Origin of the sequence: Trinickia symbiotica (genome assembly GCF_002934455.1) — a bacterium.
GTDB lineage: Bacteria > Pseudomonadota > Gammaproteobacteria > Burkholderiales > Burkholderiaceae > Trinickia > Trinickia symbiotica.
Genome location: NZ_PTIR01000007.1, coordinates 14607 through 32476, shown reverse-complemented (window position 1 = coordinate 32476; position 17870 = coordinate 14607). Strand labels below are relative to the sequence as shown.

Annotated in this window: 14 protein-coding genes and 2 pseudogenes; 5 read left to right on the top strand and 11 right to left on the bottom strand. The window is 64.4% G+C overall.

Annotated elements, in window-relative coordinates; translation table 11 throughout:
• Positions 1–23: 23 nt before the first annotated feature.
• From B0G57_RS12055 to B0G57_RS12030, 6 genes are all read right to left on the bottom strand, one after another.
• Positions 24–293: an HPr family phosphocarrier protein gene (locus B0G57_RS12055; protein WP_018443602.1), complete on the bottom strand. Its 270-nt coding sequence runs from the start codon at positions 291–293 to the stop codon at positions 24–26.
• A 44-nt stretch (positions 294–337) separates the two neighbouring features.
• Positions 338–859, bottom strand: a complete 522-nt coding sequence (locus B0G57_RS12050) for a PTS sugar transporter subunit IIA (RefSeq protein WP_018443601.1) — start codon at positions 857–859, stop codon at positions 338–340.
• Between the two features lie 231 nt (positions 860–1090).
• Positions 1091–2047: a glutathione synthase gene (gene gshB, locus B0G57_RS12045; RefSeq protein ID WP_018443600.1), complete on the bottom strand. Its 957-nt coding sequence runs from the start codon at positions 2045–2047 to the stop codon at positions 1091–1093.
• A 99-nt stretch (positions 2048–2146) separates the two neighbouring features.
• The gene (gene gshA, locus B0G57_RS12040) at positions 2147–3436 is read right to left on the bottom strand and encodes a glutamate--cysteine ligase (RefSeq protein ID WP_018443599.1); all 1290 of its coding nucleotides are present in this window, start codon (positions 3434–3436) and stop codon (positions 2147–2149) included.
• A 508-nt stretch (positions 3437–3944) separates the two neighbouring features.
• The gene (locus B0G57_RS12035) at positions 3945–5405 is read right to left on the bottom strand and encodes an ammonium transporter (RefSeq protein WP_020566535.1); all 1461 of its coding nucleotides are present in this window, start codon (positions 5403–5405) and stop codon (positions 3945–3947) included.
• A 34-nt stretch (positions 5406–5439) separates the two neighbouring features.
• Entirely contained in the window at positions 5440–5778 is a 339-nt protein-coding gene (locus B0G57_RS12030; RefSeq protein ID WP_020566534.1) for a P-II family nitrogen regulator, read from the bottom strand.
• Between the two features lie 385 nt (positions 5779–6163).
• Between B0G57_RS12030 and B0G57_RS12025 the strand changes: the two genes are divergently transcribed.
• The 3 genes and pseudogenes from B0G57_RS12025 to B0G57_RS12020 all read left to right on the top strand — a co-directional run.
• Complete coding sequence (locus B0G57_RS12025; protein WP_018443594.1) at positions 6164–6418, top strand: accessory factor UbiK family protein; 255 nt, start codon at positions 6164–6166, stop codon at positions 6416–6418.
• 161 nt (positions 6419–6579) lie between these two features.
• Positions 6580–6972 (top strand): annotated as a pseudogene (locus B0G57_RS32350) (magnesium chelatase domain-containing protein); the annotation flags it as partial.
• Positions 6973–7059: 87 nt separating this feature from the next.
• A pseudogene (locus B0G57_RS12020) lies at positions 7060–8181 on the top strand (YifB family Mg chelatase-like AAA ATPase); the annotation flags it as partial.
• A 253-nt stretch (positions 8182–8434) separates the two neighbouring features.
• Here the strand turns inward: B0G57_RS12020 and B0G57_RS12015 are convergent.
• Together B0G57_RS12015 and B0G57_RS12010 are read right to left on the bottom strand one after the other, a co-directional pair.
• On the bottom strand, positions 8435–9013 hold the full coding sequence (locus tag B0G57_RS12015; RefSeq protein WP_018443325.1) for a pyridoxamine 5'-phosphate oxidase family protein: 579 nt from the start codon (positions 9011–9013) through the stop codon (positions 8435–8437).
• A 13-nt stretch (positions 9014–9026) separates the two neighbouring features.
• Complete coding sequence (locus tag B0G57_RS12010) at positions 9027–10601, bottom strand: alpha-amylase family glycosyl hydrolase (RefSeq protein ID WP_018443324.1); 1575 nt, start codon at positions 10599–10601, stop codon at positions 9027–9029.
• A 35-nt stretch (positions 10602–10636) separates the two neighbouring features.
• Here B0G57_RS12010 and B0G57_RS12005 point away from each other — a divergent pair, with 35 nt between their 5' ends.
• Positions 10637–12301, top strand: coding sequence for an alpha-amylase family protein (locus B0G57_RS12005; protein WP_018443323.1), 1665 nt, complete (start codon positions 10637–10639; stop codon positions 12299–12301).
• A 445-nt stretch (positions 12302–12746) separates the two neighbouring features.
• On the opposite strand, the gene B0G57_RS12000 is transcribed toward B0G57_RS12005, so the two are convergent.
• Complete coding sequence (locus tag B0G57_RS12000; protein ID WP_223258658.1) at positions 12747–13283, bottom strand: hypothetical protein; 537 nt, start codon at positions 13281–13283, stop codon at positions 12747–12749.
• 422 nt (positions 13284–13705) lie between these two features.
• Here B0G57_RS12000 and B0G57_RS11995 point away from each other — a divergent pair, with 422 nt between their 5' ends.
• The gene (locus B0G57_RS11995) at positions 13706–14233 is read left to right on the top strand and encodes a TlpA disulfide reductase family protein (RefSeq protein ID WP_018443236.1); all 528 of its coding nucleotides are present in this window, start codon (positions 13706–13708) and stop codon (positions 14231–14233) included.
• Positions 14234–14364: 131 nt separating this feature from the next.
• On the opposite strand, the gene B0G57_RS11990 is transcribed toward B0G57_RS11995, so the two are convergent.
• Complete coding sequence (locus B0G57_RS11990; protein ID WP_018443237.1) at positions 14365–15759, bottom strand: sigma-54-dependent transcriptional regulator; 1395 nt, start codon at positions 15757–15759, stop codon at positions 14365–14367.
• 54 nt (positions 15760–15813) lie between these two features.
• Positions 15814–17868 (bottom strand): sensor histidine kinase, encoded by a 2055-nt coding sequence (locus B0G57_RS11985; RefSeq protein WP_018443238.1) that lies wholly within the window; start codon positions 17866–17868, stop codon positions 15814–15816.
• Between the last annotated feature and the right edge of the window lie 2 nt (positions 17869–17870).

Genomic DNA, 17870 nt, shown 5'->3' with positions numbered 1-17870 from the left:
CCGGCCGGCGCCGCTCCTGACGTTCATTGTCCTTCACCGAATTTATCGGCGATGAGCTTCAAGAGTGCGTCCATTGCCTCCTTTTCATCGGGCCCCTCCGTCTCGATCGTGACGGTGCTTCCGATTCCGGCCGCGAGCATCATCACGCCCATTATGCTTTTCGCGTTGATGCGGCGCCCGTTTCGCGTCATCCAGATTTCCGCCTGGAAGTTGCCGGCCAGTTGGGTCAGCTTGGCCGATGCGCGCGCATGCAAGCCCAGTTTATTGACGATCGTCGTTTCTTGTTGGAGCATCGGTTGTCCTGGTGGGGCAAAGGATTGGAGAAAAGCGGAGCCGGTTACGACTGGGCCGGGCCTTCGTCCGCGCGAGGCGACGCGCCGACCACGGAGGCGGCGGCGGGCATGGCGCCACCGGCCGCCGAAGCGTTGGACGGCAGACAAGTGGTGGCGTTGGCTGACTCGCACGGCGACATTTGCGGCCCCACCGCATGGACTCCCTTCGCGGCCCCCATCAACGCTTTTTCGACGAGCTGATCGAGTGGCGCGGCCCGGTAGCAGACGGCACGCACGAGCATCGGCAAATTGACTCCCGCGAGCACGCGCACGTCCGACGAACCGGCGAGCCGGCACGCGATGTTCGCCGGTGTCGCACCGTACATATCCGTCAGAACGAGCGCGCCGTTTTCTTCTCGCAGCCGATCGATTTCCGCTTCAGCATCGCGAATGACCTGGGCCGGATCGCAGTCGGGAAGGACATCGATTCCGCCGATGCGTGCCGGAAGCCCGCCGTAGATATGCGCGATGCACTCTTTGAGAGCAGTGGCGAGCGGCGCATGCGCGATGATCAGGATGCCTGCCATATCTGTCTTGCCAACCAAAAACGGCGCGGTGCGCGCGATAACGAGCGGCCGGCCGCGCCCTGTCCAGGCCCGCCACCGATGGTGGCGGACGCCGCCATGCCGTCCCGCACCCGCGAGACCGGCATTGTAGCAGGGTCATTTTCGCGCGATTCCTCGCGCCGCGCTGTCGGCCTGCGAACGATTCGACTGTCGGCGCAAACCGGCGGCGCGACCCTTTCGAGCGGTGCGCGTCTAGGCGGCCGCGCGCTCCAATGCGTCAATGAACATCGCCGCCACATCGAACCCCGTCTGGTCCATGATTTCGCGAAAGCATGTCGGGCTCGTGACGTTGACTTCCGTCAGCCAGTCCCCGATTACGTCGAGCCCGACGAGCAGCAGCCCGCGCGATGCGAGCACAGGTCCGAGCGTCTCCGCGATCTCGCGGTCGCGCGCCGAGAGCGGCTGCGCGACGCCAAGCCCACCCGCGGCCAGATTGCCGCGCACCTCGTTGCCCTGCGGAATGCGCGCAAGCGAATAGGGCACCGGCTCGCCGCCGATCAACAGAATGCGCTTGTCGCCCGCCGTGATTTCCGGGATGAACTTCTGCGCCATGACGGAACGCACGCCGTCGTGGCTCAGCATTTCGATGATCGAGCCGAGATTCATGCCGTCGCTCTTCACGCGAAAGACGCCCATGCCTCCCATTCCGTCGAGCGGCTTGAAGATGGCATCGCCGTGCTCGGCATGAAACGCCCGCAGCCGTGCGGCATCCCGCGTGACGATCGTCGGCGCGACGAACTGCGGAAATTCGCCGATCGCGAGCTTCTCGGAATGATCGCGGATCGCCTGCGGTTTATTGAAGACATGCGCGCCGGCGCGCTCGGCGAGCTCGAGCAGCCAGGTCGAAGTCACGTACTCCATATCGAACGGCGGGTCCTTGCGCATCAGCACCGCGCCGAACGACGCAAGCGACCGACTCTCATGCGGAGCGCTCTCGTGCCACGGTTGGCGATGCGGATCGGACTCGTCGCCGACGAGCGTCACGCGCCGCACAGTCGCTTCGACGTCACCGGACGCCCACGCGAGATGCTTCGGCTCGCAGGCGAAGAGCGCATGTCCGCGCCGGGCCGCTTCGGCCATCATCGTGTAGGTCGAGTCCTTGTAGATCTTGAACTTGGCGAGCGGGTCGGCGATGAAAAGGATGTCCATGAAGGTCCTGCCCCGGGGCGGGCTTTGTCGTTGGTGGGATGCCGCGAAAGGATTGAAGACGCCGCGCCGCGGCCACGGGCCGCGCCCAGGCGCCGGCGTTCAAACCTGGATGGCCTCCGGGTCGGTTTTCTCGAGCTCGACCGAGGCCGCGAGCAGCCCGAGCCGCGCAACGACGCCGTACATATAGAACCGGTTCGGCGGCGCGGCGCCGGGCTTGGCATGCGCATCGGGCAACGCCGTATGCTCGAAGCCGAGCGGCACATAGTGCATTCCCGGCGCGTGCAGGTTCTGATCGCGCTCGCGGCTGCCGTGCACGCGGTAAAAGCCGCCGACGACATACCGGTCGATCATGTAGACGACGGGCTCGGCCACTTCGTCGCCAATGCGCTCGAATGTATAGACGCCTTCCTGCACGATCACGTCGTGCACTTGCAAGCCGCTCTTCGTCGTCGACATGCGCGCGCGCTCGCCCTTGGTCAGGCTCGTCACCTCGCTCGCGTCGTGCACCGTCATGACGCCGCGGCCGTCGGTTCCCGCATCGGACTTGATCACGACGTAAGGCTTTTCGCTGATGCCGTACTCGCGGTACTTGCGCGCGATTTTCTTGATGACCGCGTCGATGGCGCCGGCGAGCGCTTCGTCGCCCGCGCGCGCTTCGAAATCGACGCCTTCGACATGCGCGAAGTACGGATTCACCATCCACGGATCGATGTCGACGATCTTCGCGAACTTCTTCGCCACGTCGTCGTAGCAGGAGAAGTGCGTCGATTTACGCCGCACGGCCCAGCCTGCATGGATCGGCGGCAGCACGTACTGTTCGTGCAGATTCTCCAGCACGGGCGGCACACCGGCCGAGAGGTCGTTGTTGAGCAGGATCGAGCAGGGGTCGAAGTTCTTCAAGCCGAGTCGGCGCGGTGTGCGCTCGAGCGGCTCGAGGACGATCTTCTGCCCGTCGGCGAGGGAGATCGTGACCGGTCCCGCGATGGATTCGTCGAGCGTGCCGAAACGCACGTTGAGGCCCGCCTGCCGCATGATCGTCGCAAGTCGCGCCACGTTCTCGAGATAAAACGCGTTGCGCGTCTCGCGCTCGGGAATGATCAGAAGATTCTTCGCGTCCGGGCAAATCTTTTCGATGGACGCCATGGCGGCCTGGACGGCGAGCGGCAGCACTTCATTGGGTAGATTGTTGAAGGCGCCCGGAAAAAGGTTCGTGTCGACGGGCGCAAGCTTGAAGCCCGCGTTGCGCAGGTCGACCGAGCAGTAAAACGCCGGCGTGTGTTCCTGCCACTCGAGGCGGAACCACCGCTCGATCGCCGGCGTGGCATCGAGGATCTTCCGCTCGAGATCGAGCAGCGGACCGTTTAACGCCGTAACTAGGTGCGGAACCATTGAGCACTCGCGGAACAGGGGAGAAAAAGATTGTAGAGCATGTGGAGCAATTGCCCTGCCGATTTGGGGGCAGCGCGTTCATTCGCAAGGGCTCGGGCGCAATCGCTTTTTCTATTGACCCGATAGACGGTGGGGTGAAAGGGGAGCCATCCGAAAGCAGCATATGAAGGACGCCGCATCCGGGCGCAGCGCTTCGGAAAAGCCAACGGCCACCTCGAAGTGGCCGTTGTAGGCGGGACTCTCTATCTGCCTTGCGACAAAACTCCCACTCCTGGTGGGACCCGGTGACCCGGGCGGCACTACGCTTTCTACACCCGCTCGCACGTAGCCTTGAACAACAATCGTACCAATTTGGTCGCCCCTGGTCAACTTGCGAGAGGCTTGCGCGCGGACTGACTAATCGATCTGCTGCTTGAAGCGTCGAGCCGAGATCGAGTGAAAAAAGCCCGCCATAAAGGCGGGCTGAATCGCTGTAGTACGAGCGGTTTCTGGAGAGAGGAGTTGCTTCTTATTCGACGTGCTCGCCGTGCAGCACGACGTCGAGACCTTCACGCTCTTCTTCTTCGGCCACGCGCAGGCCGATGACGAGGTCGATTAGCTTCAGCAGGACGAAGCTGATGACACCACTGTAGACGACCGTGGTCAGCACGCCCTTGAGCTGCAGGATCACGCTGCCGTCGGCGCCGCCGATGTCCTTGACCGCGAAGACGCCGGTCAGAATCGCGCCGACGATCCCGCCGACACCATGCACACCGAAGCAGTCGAGCGAATCGTCATAGCCGAGCTTGGACTTGAGCCACGTAGCCGACCAGAAGCAGATCACGCCCGCCGCGATGCCGATGACGAACGCGCCGGTTACCCCGACGTAGCCGGAAGCCGGCGTGATCGCCACGAGACCCGCCACGGCGCCCGATGCGATGCCGAGCGCGGACGGCTTGCCCTTGGCCACCCATTCGGCAAACATCCACGCGAGCGCCGCCAGGGCCGTCGCGACTTGCGTCGTCAGCATCGCAAAGCCCGCGCGGCCGTCAGCCGCCACCGCCGAGCCCGCATTGAAGCCGAACCAGCCCACCCACAGCATCGCCGCGCCCATCAGCGTCAGCACGAGGTTGTGCGGCGCCATCGCTTCGCGGCCATAGCCCACGCGCTTGCCCAGCACGAGGGCGCACACGAGACCCGCGATACCAGCGTTGATGTGCACGACCGTGCCGCCCGCGAAGTCGAGGATGCCCGCCGCCGAAAGCCAGCCGGTCGGCTCCCACACCATGTGCGCGATCGGCGAGTAGACGATGATCGACCAGAGGCTCATGAACACGATCATCGCCGAGAACTTCATGCGGTCCGCGAACGCGCCCGTGATCAGCGCCGGCGTGATGATCGCGAACGTCATCTGATAGACGAAGTAGACCGTTTCCGGAATCGTCGTCGCGAGATGGCTCACCGTCAGCGTCGTCGCCTTGTCGCCCTTGATGTAGTTCATGCCGGCAAGGAAGAAGCGCGACAAGCCGCCGATGAACGCGTTGCCGGGCGTGAACGCGAGGCTGTAGCCGATGACGGTCCAGAGGACGGTCACGATGCAGGTGATCGCAAAGCTCTGCATGACCGTCGCGAGCACGTTCTTCTTGCGGACCATGCCGCCGTAAAAGAGCGCGAGGCCCGGAATCGTCATGAACAGAACGAGTGCCGTCGAGGTCAACATCCAGGCCGTGTCGCCCGAATTGATCTTCGACGAATCGACCGAGATCGGAGCGGTCGGCGCGGCGGGGGCGGCGTCGGAGGCCGCGGCGGCCGACGCGGGCGCCGCGGCGGAAGCAGCCGCCGCACCCGACGCATCGGCGCTCGGTGCGGAGGCGGTCGCGGCGGGTGCCGACGCGGCGGCGGCACTTGCCGCATCGTCCGCCAAGGCGGCGCTGACGCCGCCCGCAAGCAGCGTGGCGGCCATCGCCACGGACATCAGGAATTTGCGCATCTTTCGGTTTCCTCTTATCGCTAACTTTTTCGACTTATAGGGCGTCCGCGCCCGTTTCCCCAGTACGGATCCGAATCACCTGCTCGATCGGCGTCACGAAGATCTTTCCGTCGCCGATCTTGCCCGTGCGGGCAGCCCGTTCGATGGCTTCGATTGCCTGGTCGACGATGTCGTCGGACACGGCCGCCTCGATCTTCACCTTGGGCAGGAAGTCGACGACGTATTCGGCGCCGCGATAAAGCTCGGTGTGCCCCTTCTGACGCCCGAACCCCTTCACTTCCGTCACGGTGATGCCCGAGACGCCGATCGCCGACAACGCTTCGCGCGCCTCATCCAGCTTGAACGGCTTGATGATTGCGGTAATGAGCTTCATGAAATCCTCTTTTCGTTGCGTGAACCCCGTTGCCATGCGGCGGAAAGTCTCGCAGGCGACGCCGTACGCCCGCCGACATCCGCGCGCCGCCGGTGCGGGCCGGATAGAGCAACTAGCGTGCCATCGGGCGCTACGGGCGACGGGACGCAGGTCTCGACGAGGCGGCCGCGGCGTCGGCCAAACGGCCAACGCCGGGCCGCCGCGCTGGCGCCGCCCATCGATCATTGCTAGAGTGTTCACACGGCCCGCGACATGAATCGCGCACCAGCAGCGCTCATGTTCGCGAAGACGGCGCGGCGCGCGCACCAAATTCGATCATCGGTGCGTTGGATCGCGCCCTTTGACGACTAAATGCACGTTTTTTGTGCAATCAAGAGGAACCATCATGAAGCAACCGAACGATTTCTTTCAGGACTTTCAGGCGCGCATGAGCGATCTGCTCAAGAATTCGCCCGCGAAAGACGTCGAGCGCAACGTGAAGGCGATGCTGTCGCAGGGTTTCTCGAAGCTCGATCTCGTCACGCGCGAGGAATTCGACACGCAGACTCAGGTGCTGTTGCGCACGCGCACGCGCCTCGAAGAACTCGAGCGGCGCGTCGCCGAGCTCGAGCAGAAGCTCGCCACGGCGGAGGAATCTTGAGGCTCGTCGAACCGGCATCTTTGCGAAGCGAACCCTAAAGCAGGTAAAGCCAGACCCGCGCTCGGCAAGCGAGCCATACAGTCAGTTCCGCCAGGGCCATCCCGGCCCTCGTCATCGAAAAGGGCGGCGCGTTCCGCTGCCGCCCTCCCCCAGGAGAATCCATGTCGCTTGCCGTGGTGCGTTCGCGCGCGCCGGCTGCCGGCCGTGCGCCTGAAGTGACCGTCGAAGTTCATCTCGCCAACGGGCTGCCGTCGTTTTCGATCGTCGGCTTGCCCGACCTCGAAGTGCGCGAAAGCCGCGAGCGCGTGCGAGCCGCGCTGCAGAACTGCGGCTTCGATTTCCCCGTGCGGCGCATCACCGTGAACCTGGCGCCGGCCGATCTCCCCAAGGAATCGGGGCGGTTCGACTTGCCGATCGCGCTCGGCATTCTTGCCGCGAGCGGGCAGATCCCCGAGTCGTCGCTCGGCGAGCGCGAGTTCGCGGGCGAGCTGTCGCTGACGGGTGCGCTGCGCCCGATGCGCGGCGCGTTCGCGATGGCTTGCGGAACGGCGCGCCGCCATGGCTCAGAGCAAGTGTGGAGCGGTACGCGCGAGCGCGGCCATGACGGCGACGCCCAGCCCGACGAGCCGCCAGGCGATCATGCGCCGGAGCTCTACCTGCCGCTCGAGAGCGCCTACGAGGCCGCGCTGGTTCCCGGTGTCGACGTCTACGGCGCGGCCGATCTGCCGTCGCTTTGCGGGCACCTCGCGGGCTCATCCGATGGCAGGCTGGAACCGCTCGCCGTCCCGAAGATCGATCGATCGGCGATGGCCGTCGCACCGGACATGGCCGACGTCATCGGCCAGCCTGGCGCGCGACGGGCGCTGGAAGTGGCCGCTGCCGGCGGGCATCACATGCTGATGGTCGGTCCGCCCGGAGCCGGCAAATCGATGTTGGCGGCGCGTCTGCCGAGCTTATTGCCGCCGATGAGCGACGAAGAGGCGTTGACTTCCGCGGCGCTGCTCTCAGCCAGCGTGCTCGGCTTTTCGCCCGCCCAATGGCGGCAACGGCCGTTTCGCGCGCCGCATCACTCGACGAGCGCGGCGGCGCTCGTCGGCGGCCGAAATCCGCCGCAACCGGGCGAGATCACGCTCGCGCATCTCGGCGTGCTCTTTCTCGACGAACTGCCGGAATTCGACCGTCACGTGCTCGAAACGCTGCGCGAGCCGCTCGAAGCGGGTCGCATCACCATCTCGCGCGCGGCATTGCAGGCGGACTTTCCGGCGGCCTGTCAGCTCGTCGCCGCGATGAACCCGTGTCCGTGCGGCTGGCGCGGCGACCCTGCCGGCCGATGCCGCTGCACGCCCGAAATCGCCGCCCGCTATCTGCGTAAGCTCTCCGGTCCACTGCTAGATCGGATCGACATACAGATCGAGCTACCCGCCCTGACGGCAACGGAGCTGTCGTCGCGCGCGACCGCGCAAGGCGAACCGAGCGCGACGGTAGCGCGCCGCGTCGCGGCCGCGCGCAAGCGGCAGCAGGCGCGGCAAGGAAAGATGAACCGCGAGTTGAGCGGTCGCGAAGTCGATGAAGTCTGCCGCCCCGACGCCTCGGGCGAGTTGTTGCTGCGCGAAGCGAGCGAGCGGTTCGGCTGGTCGGCCCGCGCCTACTATCGCGTCCTCAAAGTGGCGCGATCGATCGCGGATCTGGCCGGCGACGAAGCGCCGAACGCGGCACACGTCGCCGAGGCGATCCAGTACCGGAGGGTGTTTGGCACGCCTTGATTAAAAAGCGCGCGGGAAGACTTATGCACAGCTCCGCGCTTGCGAATACCGGACAGTCGTTTGAAGACGTCGCGTTATCCGTCATGCTGCCCGGGGACGTCTGTGATAACTCGTACATTGCTCGACGCACGCACATAAGGTCTGCAAATGACATCCGGCGGCGATGTTGCGCGCAAAGTGGCTCGGATTCCAAATGCGCTTGACAGCATCAGCCATGCGGCAGCGGTTGCCGCGCTGGTTGGCCCATGAGTGATCACGGCGCAATCCAGCTGTGGATCCAAAGATCGCCTTGACGTACATAGCGCGCCCGTTGCGGCCGATCCCAGGTAGAAAGATCTAGCCAATCCAAGCGCGCGGGGCGAACCTCGACGACGCAGAAATGCTTGAGACCTTCGGCCGGATCCAAAACGTCCCGCGTTTCGTCAAATTCATCGCCCGCGTGGCTCATCGGTGTTCCCGGCGCAAGGCGCGTGCGATAAACGATCAGGTCGTGGTCGGGACTGCAGCGCCATGCATCAAGTCGTGCTTTCCCATCCCGAAGGATTCGAGTTTCCCCGAACACACGGATTTGCACGTTACGAACGGAATCGACGCCGACGAGGGCGATGCGCGGATCATGGCTCAGTTCGGCGATCTTCGGCGAACGCACGTCGGTATGAAAAGTGAGCAGGTTCTCTCGCTCGCTCACGCCCCGAAGCAGGACCGTGCGCACGTTCGGGGAACCGTCAAGGCCGATCGTCGCCGCCTGCATCACCTTGAACGGCAGCTTTTCTTCCCGCACAGCAGCAGCCAAGCAATCCCAAATTCGGGCATAGACCTGCTCGAGGTTCATCGGGCCCGCTCCTCTACGCCGCCACGACAAGCGCCTCGCCTGCCGAAATGCGAATGACGCCTGCTTCCAATGTTTGACCGTCGCGATCCGCAAACGTCGATAGCAAGACCACGCCTGCTGGCGAAAGCACGGCGGCATTTTCGCTACCCATGTTCAGCGCGATGAAAAGCCGTTGATCGCGGTAGCACCGTTCATACGTCAGCACATCGCCGTGCGCCGCGACGTTCTCGATCGTGCCCGCCAAGAGCGCGGCATTGCCGCGCCGCAACGCCAACAGCCGACGATAGAGCGACAGCATGCTGGATGCGTCACGCTCCTGTTCCCTCACGCTCGTGGTCGTGCCAATAGGTAACCAGGGCCGGCCAGTGGTAAAACCGCCATTGGGCAATGAGCTGTCCCATCGCATCGGAGTGCGTTCCGGATCACGCCCCTGGCCGAGGCCGGGTTGTCGAAGCTCCGCCGGGTCCCGAATCTCATCGGACGCGATATCCCCGTCTGTCATGCCGATTTCATCCCCGTAATACAGCGTCGGCGTACCGCGCAATGTCAGCAGCAGAACCGCGGCCACTCGCGCCTGCACCGTGCCGACGCGCGAAGCGACGCGCCGATTGTCGTGATTTCCCAGTACCCAGTTGGGCCACGCGTACTCCGGTAAGGCGCGATCGTAATCCTTGATCACGCGAGCGATCTCGCTCGCCTTCCACGGCGTATTGAGCAGCTGAAAATTGAACGGCATGTCCGCGCCATCGCCGTTGGTGCCGTAGTACTTCACGAGTTGCGGGACGGGCAGGTAGATTTCGCCGATCAGCACGCGCTCGCCATACTCGCTAAGCGTGGCGCGCATCGAGCGTACGATGTCATGCACTTCCGGCTGATCCTCGGTGTAAGTCTGCAATTGCCGGTGATGCTGCGGCTCCCCGGGCCGATAGGCTGGGTTCGGCGGATTGTCGCGAAACTGCGCGTCTTTGATCAGCAACCAGAGCACATCCACGCGAAAACCGTCGACACCGCGATCAAGCCAGAAACGCAGCACGTCATCCATTGCGCGGCGCACTTCCTGATTGCGCCAGTTCAGGTCCGGTTGTTCCCGTAAAAACGCATGGTAGTAGTACTGCCCCGTGAGCTTGTCCCGCTCCCACGCTGAGCCCCCCATCCTGCTCAGCCAGTTGTTTGGCGGCCCGCCATCGGGCGCCGGATCGCGCCACAGGTACCAGTCGCGCTTCGGATTGTCACGCGACGACCGGCTTTCCTCGAACCAAGGATGCCGATCCGATGTGTGATTCGGCACAAAGTCCAGCAGCACCTTGAGCCCGAGCCGGTGGGCGTGGCCCACCAATTGCTCGAACTCGGCAAGCGTGCCGAACACCGGATCAATGTCACAGTAATTCGCGACGTCGTAACCAAAGTCGGCCATCGGCGATGGATAGATGGGTGCAATCCAGACCGCAGTGACGCCCAGGGCGGCGACATATTCCAGGCGTGCGAGGATCCCCGTCAGGTCGCCGACGCCGTCGCCGTTGCTATCCTGAAACGAGCGAGGATAAATCTCATAGATGACGGCACTTTTCCACCAAGCTCGCTCAGACATCGTTATTCCTCTCCGCGCTTGATCGTTTGGCACCCATGCTCAATGACCTTTGGTACAAGAACGCCATCATCTATTGCCTTTCGGTAGGTACGTTCCTGGACGCCAACGGCGACGGCGTCGGCGATTTCCAGGGGCTAATGCGCCGGCTCGACTACCTGCAGGGCCTGGGCGTGACGACGATCTGGCTGATGCCCTTCCAGCCATCGCCCGGGCGCGATAACGGCTACGACATTTCGGACTATTACAACGTCGATCCGAAATACGGCACGCTCGGCGACTTCGCGGAATTCACGCACGCGTGCGGCGAGCGCGGCTTGCGCGTGATCATCGATCTTGTGGTGAATCACACTTCCGACGAGCATCCATGGTTCAAGTCAGCACGTAGCGATCCCGGTTCGAAATACCGCGACTGGTACGTCTGGTCTGACAGGAAGCCGTCAAAAGTGGATGACGGCGTGGTGTTTCCGGGTGTGCAGAAGTCGACCTGGACTTTCGACAAGCACGCAAGGCGCTGGTACTTCCATCGCTTCTACGAGTTCCAACCGGACTTGGATACGGCCAATCCCTACGTTCATGCCGAGTTGCTGAAGATCATGGGCTTCTGGATCCAGCTGGGCGTATCGGGGTTCCGCATGGATGCAGTGCCTTTCGTGATTGCGGCGAAGGGTGCGAAGGTGCGCGGGCATGTCGAGCAGTACACGATGCTGCGCGCGTTTCGCGAGTTTTTGCAATGGCGCGAGGGCAATGTGATCGTCCTCGGGGAAGCGAATGTGCTCCCCGATACAGACTTCGAATACTTCGGCGACGCAGGCGAGCGGTTGCCGATGATGTTCAACTTCCAGCTCAATCAGAATACGTTTTACACACTAGCAACGGGCGACACCAAGCCGCTGAAGAAAGCGCTGCTGGCGACGAAGCCAAGGCCGGCAACGGCCCAATGGGGCGTGTTTCTGCGCAATCACGACGAGCTCGATCTAGGCCGCCTGACACCCGAAGCGCGCGAGGCAGTATTCGCCGCGTTCGCCCCGGAGCCGGACATGCAGCTATACGGGCGCGGCATTCGCCGCAGACTCGCGCCGATGCTGTCGGGCGACAGGCGCCGGCTCGAACTCGCCTACAGCCTAATGCTGACCTTGCCGGGCACGCCCGTCATCCGTTACGGCGATGAGATCGGCATGGGCGATGATCTTCGCCGCCCCGAGCGCGAAAGCACGCGCACGCCGATGCAGTGGTCGGCGGAGCCCCACGGCGGGTTCACCAAACATCCTAAGCCGCCCGTCCCCGCGATCTCCGGCGGTGCCTATGGTTTCCAGCGCGTCAACGTGGCTAACCAGCGGCGCGATCCGGATTCGTTTCTCAACTGGACGGAACGGGTCATCCGCATGCGGCGCGAAATGCCGGAAATCAGTTGGGGCGATTTCGAAGCGCTGCGCACATCGCGAAACGATGTGCTTGCACTGCGTTACGACTGGCGTAACAGCTCGGTTCTGTGCGTGCATAACTTTGGCGCCAAGACGTGCACAGTCAAATTCCACTCCGGCTGCAATGGGCCGGGCGACGAGCGGCTGATCAACGTTTTGTCGGACGACCACAGTCAGGCTGGCGGTGACGGCCGGCATACGGTCGTGCTCGAGCCTTACGGATACAGGTGGTACCGAGTCGGCGGTCTCGATTATCTGCTGAGGCGCGCTGAGATTTAGATCGCGGATCTGGCCGGCGACGTAGCGCCGAACGCGGCACACGTCGCCGAGGCGATCCAGTACCGGAGGGTGTTTGGCACGCCTTGATTAAAAAGCGCGCGGGAAGACTTATGCACAGCTCCGCGCTTACGAATACCGGACAGTCGTTTGAAGACGTCGCCTTAGAAAGACACAGCAAGCCACTGAATTTAGAGATATTTCCATGCCGACAGCGAAACCGCCGATGGAGCGCTAGCCAGGTTGGGGGCCACCATCTGAGAAGATCCCCGATCTTTTCAACAAAGTTATCCACATCATCTGTGGATAGGCATGAAAAGCGCCAAAGAATCGCCGCGTTAGCGTTCCTTGTTACGAAGGAACTTTGAATTGGCAAACTGTCTTCGCCGTTCGCCCTCCACCGCTGAGCATGGCCCGCATGCTTCGCGCGAGCCGCGCGAACCGCCGCTCAGAATACCTTGAACGATCCGAAAAACTGGTCCGACTGTTCTGGCGGCGGCGCCCTGTCGGCCGCAATGACAGCCTGATAGACGTGCCTGCCGCGCGCCACGAGCCACGCGTGCAGCATCTTGTGTTCATGCTCGTCGCCGGCCGTGCCGCTCAAAGCGATTTCGAGCGCCGGCACCTGCCCACCCGCGGCCAGCGGCACGCCAATGGCACGCGAGTTGGGCGCCGCGCCGAGATTGCGCGCAAGCCCAGTGCGAAGGTAGTCGAGCACCGTGCGCTGCAGCTGCGGATCGTCGCTCGGCAAGACGATCGTGCCCACGGCGAACACGGCACCCTTCAAGTGCGCCGCTCGCATATGCATCGGCAGCGATTGGCCCGCGATATCGACTGAGCGTTCATCTTCCGTCGGCTTAGCCGGAAGATCGATAGCGTAGCCGTCCGAGTTGTCGGTGATCGTCCGCCAATCGTATGTGGGGGAGCAGCCCGCCAGCACGGCGGCAGTCAGCGCCGCGCCGGCGGCTAGACGCCACCATGGCAAGCCCGGCCCGCGCGCCGCGCTCGAGGATCGGGCGGATCCGTTGGATTCCAGTCGGAGCTGAATCGTTCGGCGCGGCGAGCGGGGCGCCGATCGGGGGGCGAAGCGCATGCGGAACATCGAAGCCAGAAGAAGAAGAAGAAGAAGCGGAGGGCGAGCCGGCGACGGATACCTATAGCCGTGCCGGATAAACTTCGATTATCCGCCATCGCGAGGCGCGGCCGCGCGGAACAGCCGATCCACGAAGCGGTGCGCGGAACACCGGACGAAAAACCCAAAGTCCTCGCATCGACCGCGGATCCGCGCGGCACCGGACATAACGGCATGATTCACGCCGGGCGCAGCGCTCGCCCCCGCTCCACCGATTCCCGAATGGCGCTAAAATTGCAGCGCTATTTTCGCACCGTCTGCCTTCGAGGTCGCCCATGAGCCAGACCCCTGCTTCTCCCGCGCGCCGCGGGAGCCCGCTCCGCTCTCTCGCGCTGGCGCTTGGCGCATGCGCAATCGCCGTGGCCGGCTATTTCACGTTCGGTACGTCGCAGCACGTGCCCGACGCCACGTTCACGTTGTTGTCGGGCCAGAAGGTCTCGACGGCCGATCTGAAGGGCAAGGTCTACCTCGTCAACTTCTGGGCGACGAGCTGCACCACGTGCATGCACGAAATGCCGCAGATGGTCGAGACCTACAATCGATTCAAGGATAAAGGGCTGGAGTTCGTCGCGGTCGCGATGAACTACGATGCGCCGATGTACGTAGCGAACTACGCGCAGACGCGCCAGTTGCCATTCAAAGTCGCCATGGACGACGGCAGCGCGGCGAAGGAATTCGGCAATGTGCAGTTGACGCCCACGACGTTCGTCATCGACAAGAACGGCACGATCCTCAAGCGCTATGTCGGCGAGCCGCAGTTCGCCGAGCTTGACAAACTGTTGCAAAAGGCGCTCGGCGCCTGAACTGGCGCGGCGCGCGACGCGCCAGCCGCGGAAATTCGGCGACGCCGCGCCGCCTCGCGCTTTCGCTGCGCGGCCGCGCTTGCCGGCGCTCCCCCGTTTGCCGGCCACCGCGCCGATCGAAGCCGCTTTATTCAGGTCTCCTTTCCGCCGCCGTCGCTGCGCTCGGCCAAGCCGTATCGCTTGATTTTCTCGTAAAGCGTCGCCTTGCCGATTTGCAGCCGGTCCGCGGCGATCGCCACGGCACCGCTCGTCTGCTCGAGCGCATCCGCAATCGCCGCGCGCTCGAATCGCTCGACGCGCTCTTTCAGGGAGAGCGCCGCTCCCGCGTCTTCTTCTACGAGACTCCCACCGATCGGCGCTTGCGGATCGGCAATGCCGAGCACGAATCGCTCGGCCGCATTACGCAGCTCCCGCACGTTGCCCGGCCAGTCGCGCTCCATGAGGCGTTGCCGCTGGCGTTCCGTCAGGACGGGCGCGGGCCTTTCATAGCGCACGGCGGCATCGAGTACGAAATGCTCGAAGAGCGGCACGATATCCTCTCGCCGTTCCGAGATCGGCGGCAGCGCGATCGTCACCACGTTGAGCCGATAGAGCAGGTCGCGCCGGAAAGTGCCGGCGGCGACATGCTCGGCCATATCGCCCTTCGCGGCGGCTACGACGCGGCAGTCGACGCGGATCGGCTGATTCGAGCCGAGCCGTTCGAGCACGCCGTCCTGCAGCACACGCAGCAGCTTCACTTGAAGCGAGAGCGGCATGCTCTCGATTTCGTCGAGAAACAGCGTGCCGCCCGATGCGTACTCGAGCTTGCCGATGCGGCGTTTCGCCGCACCCGTGAATGCGCCCGGCTCGTAGCCGAACATTTCCGATTCGAACATCGGCTCGGGCAGCGCCGCGCAATTGACGGCGACGAACGGTTTCGCGCGGCGCGGCGAAAGCTCGTGCAGGCTGCGCGCGATCAACTCCTTCCCTGCCCCCGTATCGCCGTTGATGAGCACCGATGCGTCGGTCGGCGCCACTTTGGCGATGAGCCCGCGGACCTGCTCGATCGCGGCGCTGCGGCCGATGATGCGCGGCACGAGCGCATCGCGCTCGGCAAGCTCTCGCCGCAACGCGACGTTTTCGAGCACGAGGCGCCGCCGCTCGAGTGCGCGGCGCACCGTCTCGATGAGCCGCTCCGAGGCAAACGGTTTTTCGACGAAGTCGTACGCGCCGTCGCGCATCGCCTGAACGGCCATCGAAATGTCGCCGTGTCCCGTCACGAGAATGACCGGCACATCGGGCACGCGCTCGCGGCAAAATTCGAGCAGCTCGAGGCCGCTCGCCCCGGGCAGCCGGATGTCGCTGACGATCACGCCAGGCGGCGTCGCCGCCGCGTCGAGCACCGGTCGAGCCGCCTCGACGGACGCGTAGCCCGCCACGTCGAAACCGGCAAGCTGCAGACTCTGGACGCTCGCGCGCCGAACGAGTTCGTCGTCCTCGATGAAGATCACTTGAAGGCTGTCGGTCGCCGTTGCTGAGGCTTTCATGGCTGCTTCCGCGTCGGGAAATGAGGGATATCGAATCGTCGAACGTGGCATGCGCTACTGCGACGAAGTCTCCGACGGCGCGCTCGCCACGATGGCGCGCCGCAACGTGAGCACGAACGCCGCGCCGCCTTCGGGCATATTGCGCGCGACGAGCGAGCCGCCGCAGTCGCGGGCAATCGACGATGCGATCGCCAGCCCCAGACCCAGGCCCTGCCCCATGCCCTTCGTCGTGAAGAAGGGCTCGAAGAGCCGCGGCAGGACATCGTCCGGAATGCCCGGCCCATTGTCGCGCACCGTAATCGAGAACGTCGCGAGCGTTGCGTCGACGTCGATCCCGATGCGCGGGTCGGCCGCGCCCGCCACCGCGTCGAGCGCATTGCCGATCAGGTTGATGAGCGCCTGCTCGAGACGCAGATCGTCGCAATAGGCGACGAGCGCGGGATAGTCGGCATCGAGTTCCAGCCGCTTGCGCGGCGCGTCGGCCGAGCCATCGGTCTCACGCAGGGTGAGATCGAGCGCCACGCCCTGAAATCGCTTTTGCAGCAGGTTCAGCGCATTGCGAACCGCGCGCGCCACGGGCGCTTTCGCCGTGCGCGGCTGCGCGCGTCCGATGAAAAGCTTGAGCTGGTTCGTGATCTTGCCCATGCGCTCGGTAAGCGCCGAGATCGCCTCGAGGTTTTCGCGCGCCGCCGTCTGGTCGCCGCGCTCGAGCAGCACGCGCGTGTTGTCCGAGAACGCCCGCAACGCGGCGAGCGGCTGATTGAGCTCGTGTGTGATGCCGGCCGCCATCTGACCGAGCGCGGCAAGCTTGCTCGTCTGCACGAGCTCGTCGTGCGCCGCGCGCAGGTCGTTTTCGGCGCGCGTGCGCTCGCTGACTTCCGTTTGCAGACGCGCATTGGCCGCCGAAAGGTCGGCGGTCCGCTCGGCCACGCGCTCGTTCAGCTCGGCATAGGCGGCCTGCAGCATGGCGCGGCTGCGCATCATTTCGCGCACGCGCGCACGCCGCGTCCGCCAGTAAAACGCGAGCAGGCAGAGCGAGACGAATCCGAAGCCGGCGGCGGCCGTCGCATTGCGTGCGTCGTCGAGAACAGGTGTGACCGAGGAAAGCGTGATCAGCTGCCAGTCCGGCGTGCCGAGCGTGCGCCGCGTCACCAGGTAGTGCGGCCCGAACCGCTCGTCGCCGATGCGGACGATCTGGGCGTCGTCGACCCGCCGCACGGTCGAGAACGGCAACTGGGTCATCGGCTGGCTCGCATACTGGCGCGTTTTCTCGATCGCCGCCGCAAGTGAAGCCGGCAGCGGCGCGAGGGCGCGATATTTCCAAGCCGGCACCGACGACAGGAAAACCACGCCGTGGTTATCGGCGACGATGAGCGGCTCGCTCGCGTCGGTACCTGGAAACCATTCGAGGTTCAACTTGATGACAGCCGCGCCGACTATCCGCCCATCGCGGTGCACCGGCTCGGACAGGTAGTAGCCCGGCTCGCGTGAAACGGTGCCGATGCCGAAGAAACGGCCGACCTCGCCTTTCATCGCATCGACGAAATACGGCCGGAACTGGTAGTTGGAGCCGACGAAGCTATCGCCCTGGTCCCAGTTGCTGGCGGCGACGCACAGACCGTCGGCGCGGATCACATAAGTGACGTTGGCCTGCGCGTGACGGTTGGCATCCTGGAGATAGCGGTTGGCGCGCGTGGCATTGTCGGGCGTCGAGTGCTCGAGCGCGTCCTTCACGAGCGGATGATTCGCGAGCAGATAGGCCAGCGATTCGTAGCGATCGAGCGTGTCCTTGAGCGCGCTCGCCGTGCGGTCCGCGCGCACGGCCGCTTGCTGTCGCAGCGCGTCGACGCCGCGCTCCCAGGCGATGCGCCAGGTCAGCGCGCAAACCGCCGAAAGCGCCACGGCGAGCAGGAAGACGACGGTGAAGCGACGCGCCACGGTGGCCGATTCCAGCAATGACAAAGGCTCATTGTGGCATAGCGGCGCGATGGCGCCGCCGTCCACGCCTGCCGAGGCTTGCCCGGCGTCCCGCTGGTTCGATGCGGGCTTGGCGCCGCTGCCGCGAACGATCCGTGAAGGCAAGCGCCCCGGCAGCGACTCGGCAGCCAACG

Coding starts and splice junctions, on each gene's coding strand:
- gshB (WP_018443600.1), bottom strand. CDS start 2,047: ATGGACATCCTTTTCATCGCCGACCCGCTCGCCAAGTTCAAGATCTAC.
- B0G57_RS12035 (WP_020566535.1), bottom strand. CDS start 5,405: ATGCGCAAATTCCTGATGTCCGTGGCGATGGCCGCCACGCTGCTTGCG.
- B0G57_RS12030 (WP_020566534.1), bottom strand. CDS start 5,778: ATGAAGCTCATTACCGCAATCATCAAGCCGTTCAAGCTGGATGAGGCG.
- B0G57_RS12015 (WP_018443325.1), bottom strand. CDS start 9,013: ATGAACCTCGAGCAGGTCTATGCCCGAATTTGGGATTGCTTGGCTGCT.
- B0G57_RS11990 (WP_018443237.1), bottom strand. CDS start 15,759: ATGAAAGCCTCAGCAACGGCGACCGACAGCCTTCAAGTGATCTTCATC.
- B0G57_RS12025 (WP_018443594.1), top strand. CDS start 6,164: ATGAAGCAACCGAACGATTTCTTTCAGGACTTTCAGGCGCGCATGAGC.
- B0G57_RS12010 (WP_018443324.1), bottom strand. CDS start 10,601: ATGTCTGAGCGAGCTTGGTGGAAAAGTGCCGTCATCTATGAGATTTAT.
- B0G57_RS11995 (WP_018443236.1), top strand. CDS start 13,706: ATGAGCCAGACCCCTGCTTCTCCCGCGCGCCGCGGGAGCCCGCTCCGC.
- B0G57_RS12050 (WP_018443601.1), bottom strand. CDS start 859: ATGGCAGGCATCCTGATCATCGCGCATGCGCCGCTCGCCACTGCTCTC.
- gshA (WP_018443599.1), bottom strand. CDS start 3,436: ATGGTTCCGCACCTAGTTACGGCGTTAAACGGTCCGCTGCTCGATCTC.
- B0G57_RS12055 (WP_018443602.1), bottom strand. CDS start 293: ATGCTCCAACAAGAAACGACGATCGTCAATAAACTGGGCTTGCATGCG.
- B0G57_RS12005 (WP_018443323.1), top strand. CDS start 10,637: ATGCTCAATGACCTTTGGTACAAGAACGCCATCATCTATTGCCTTTCG.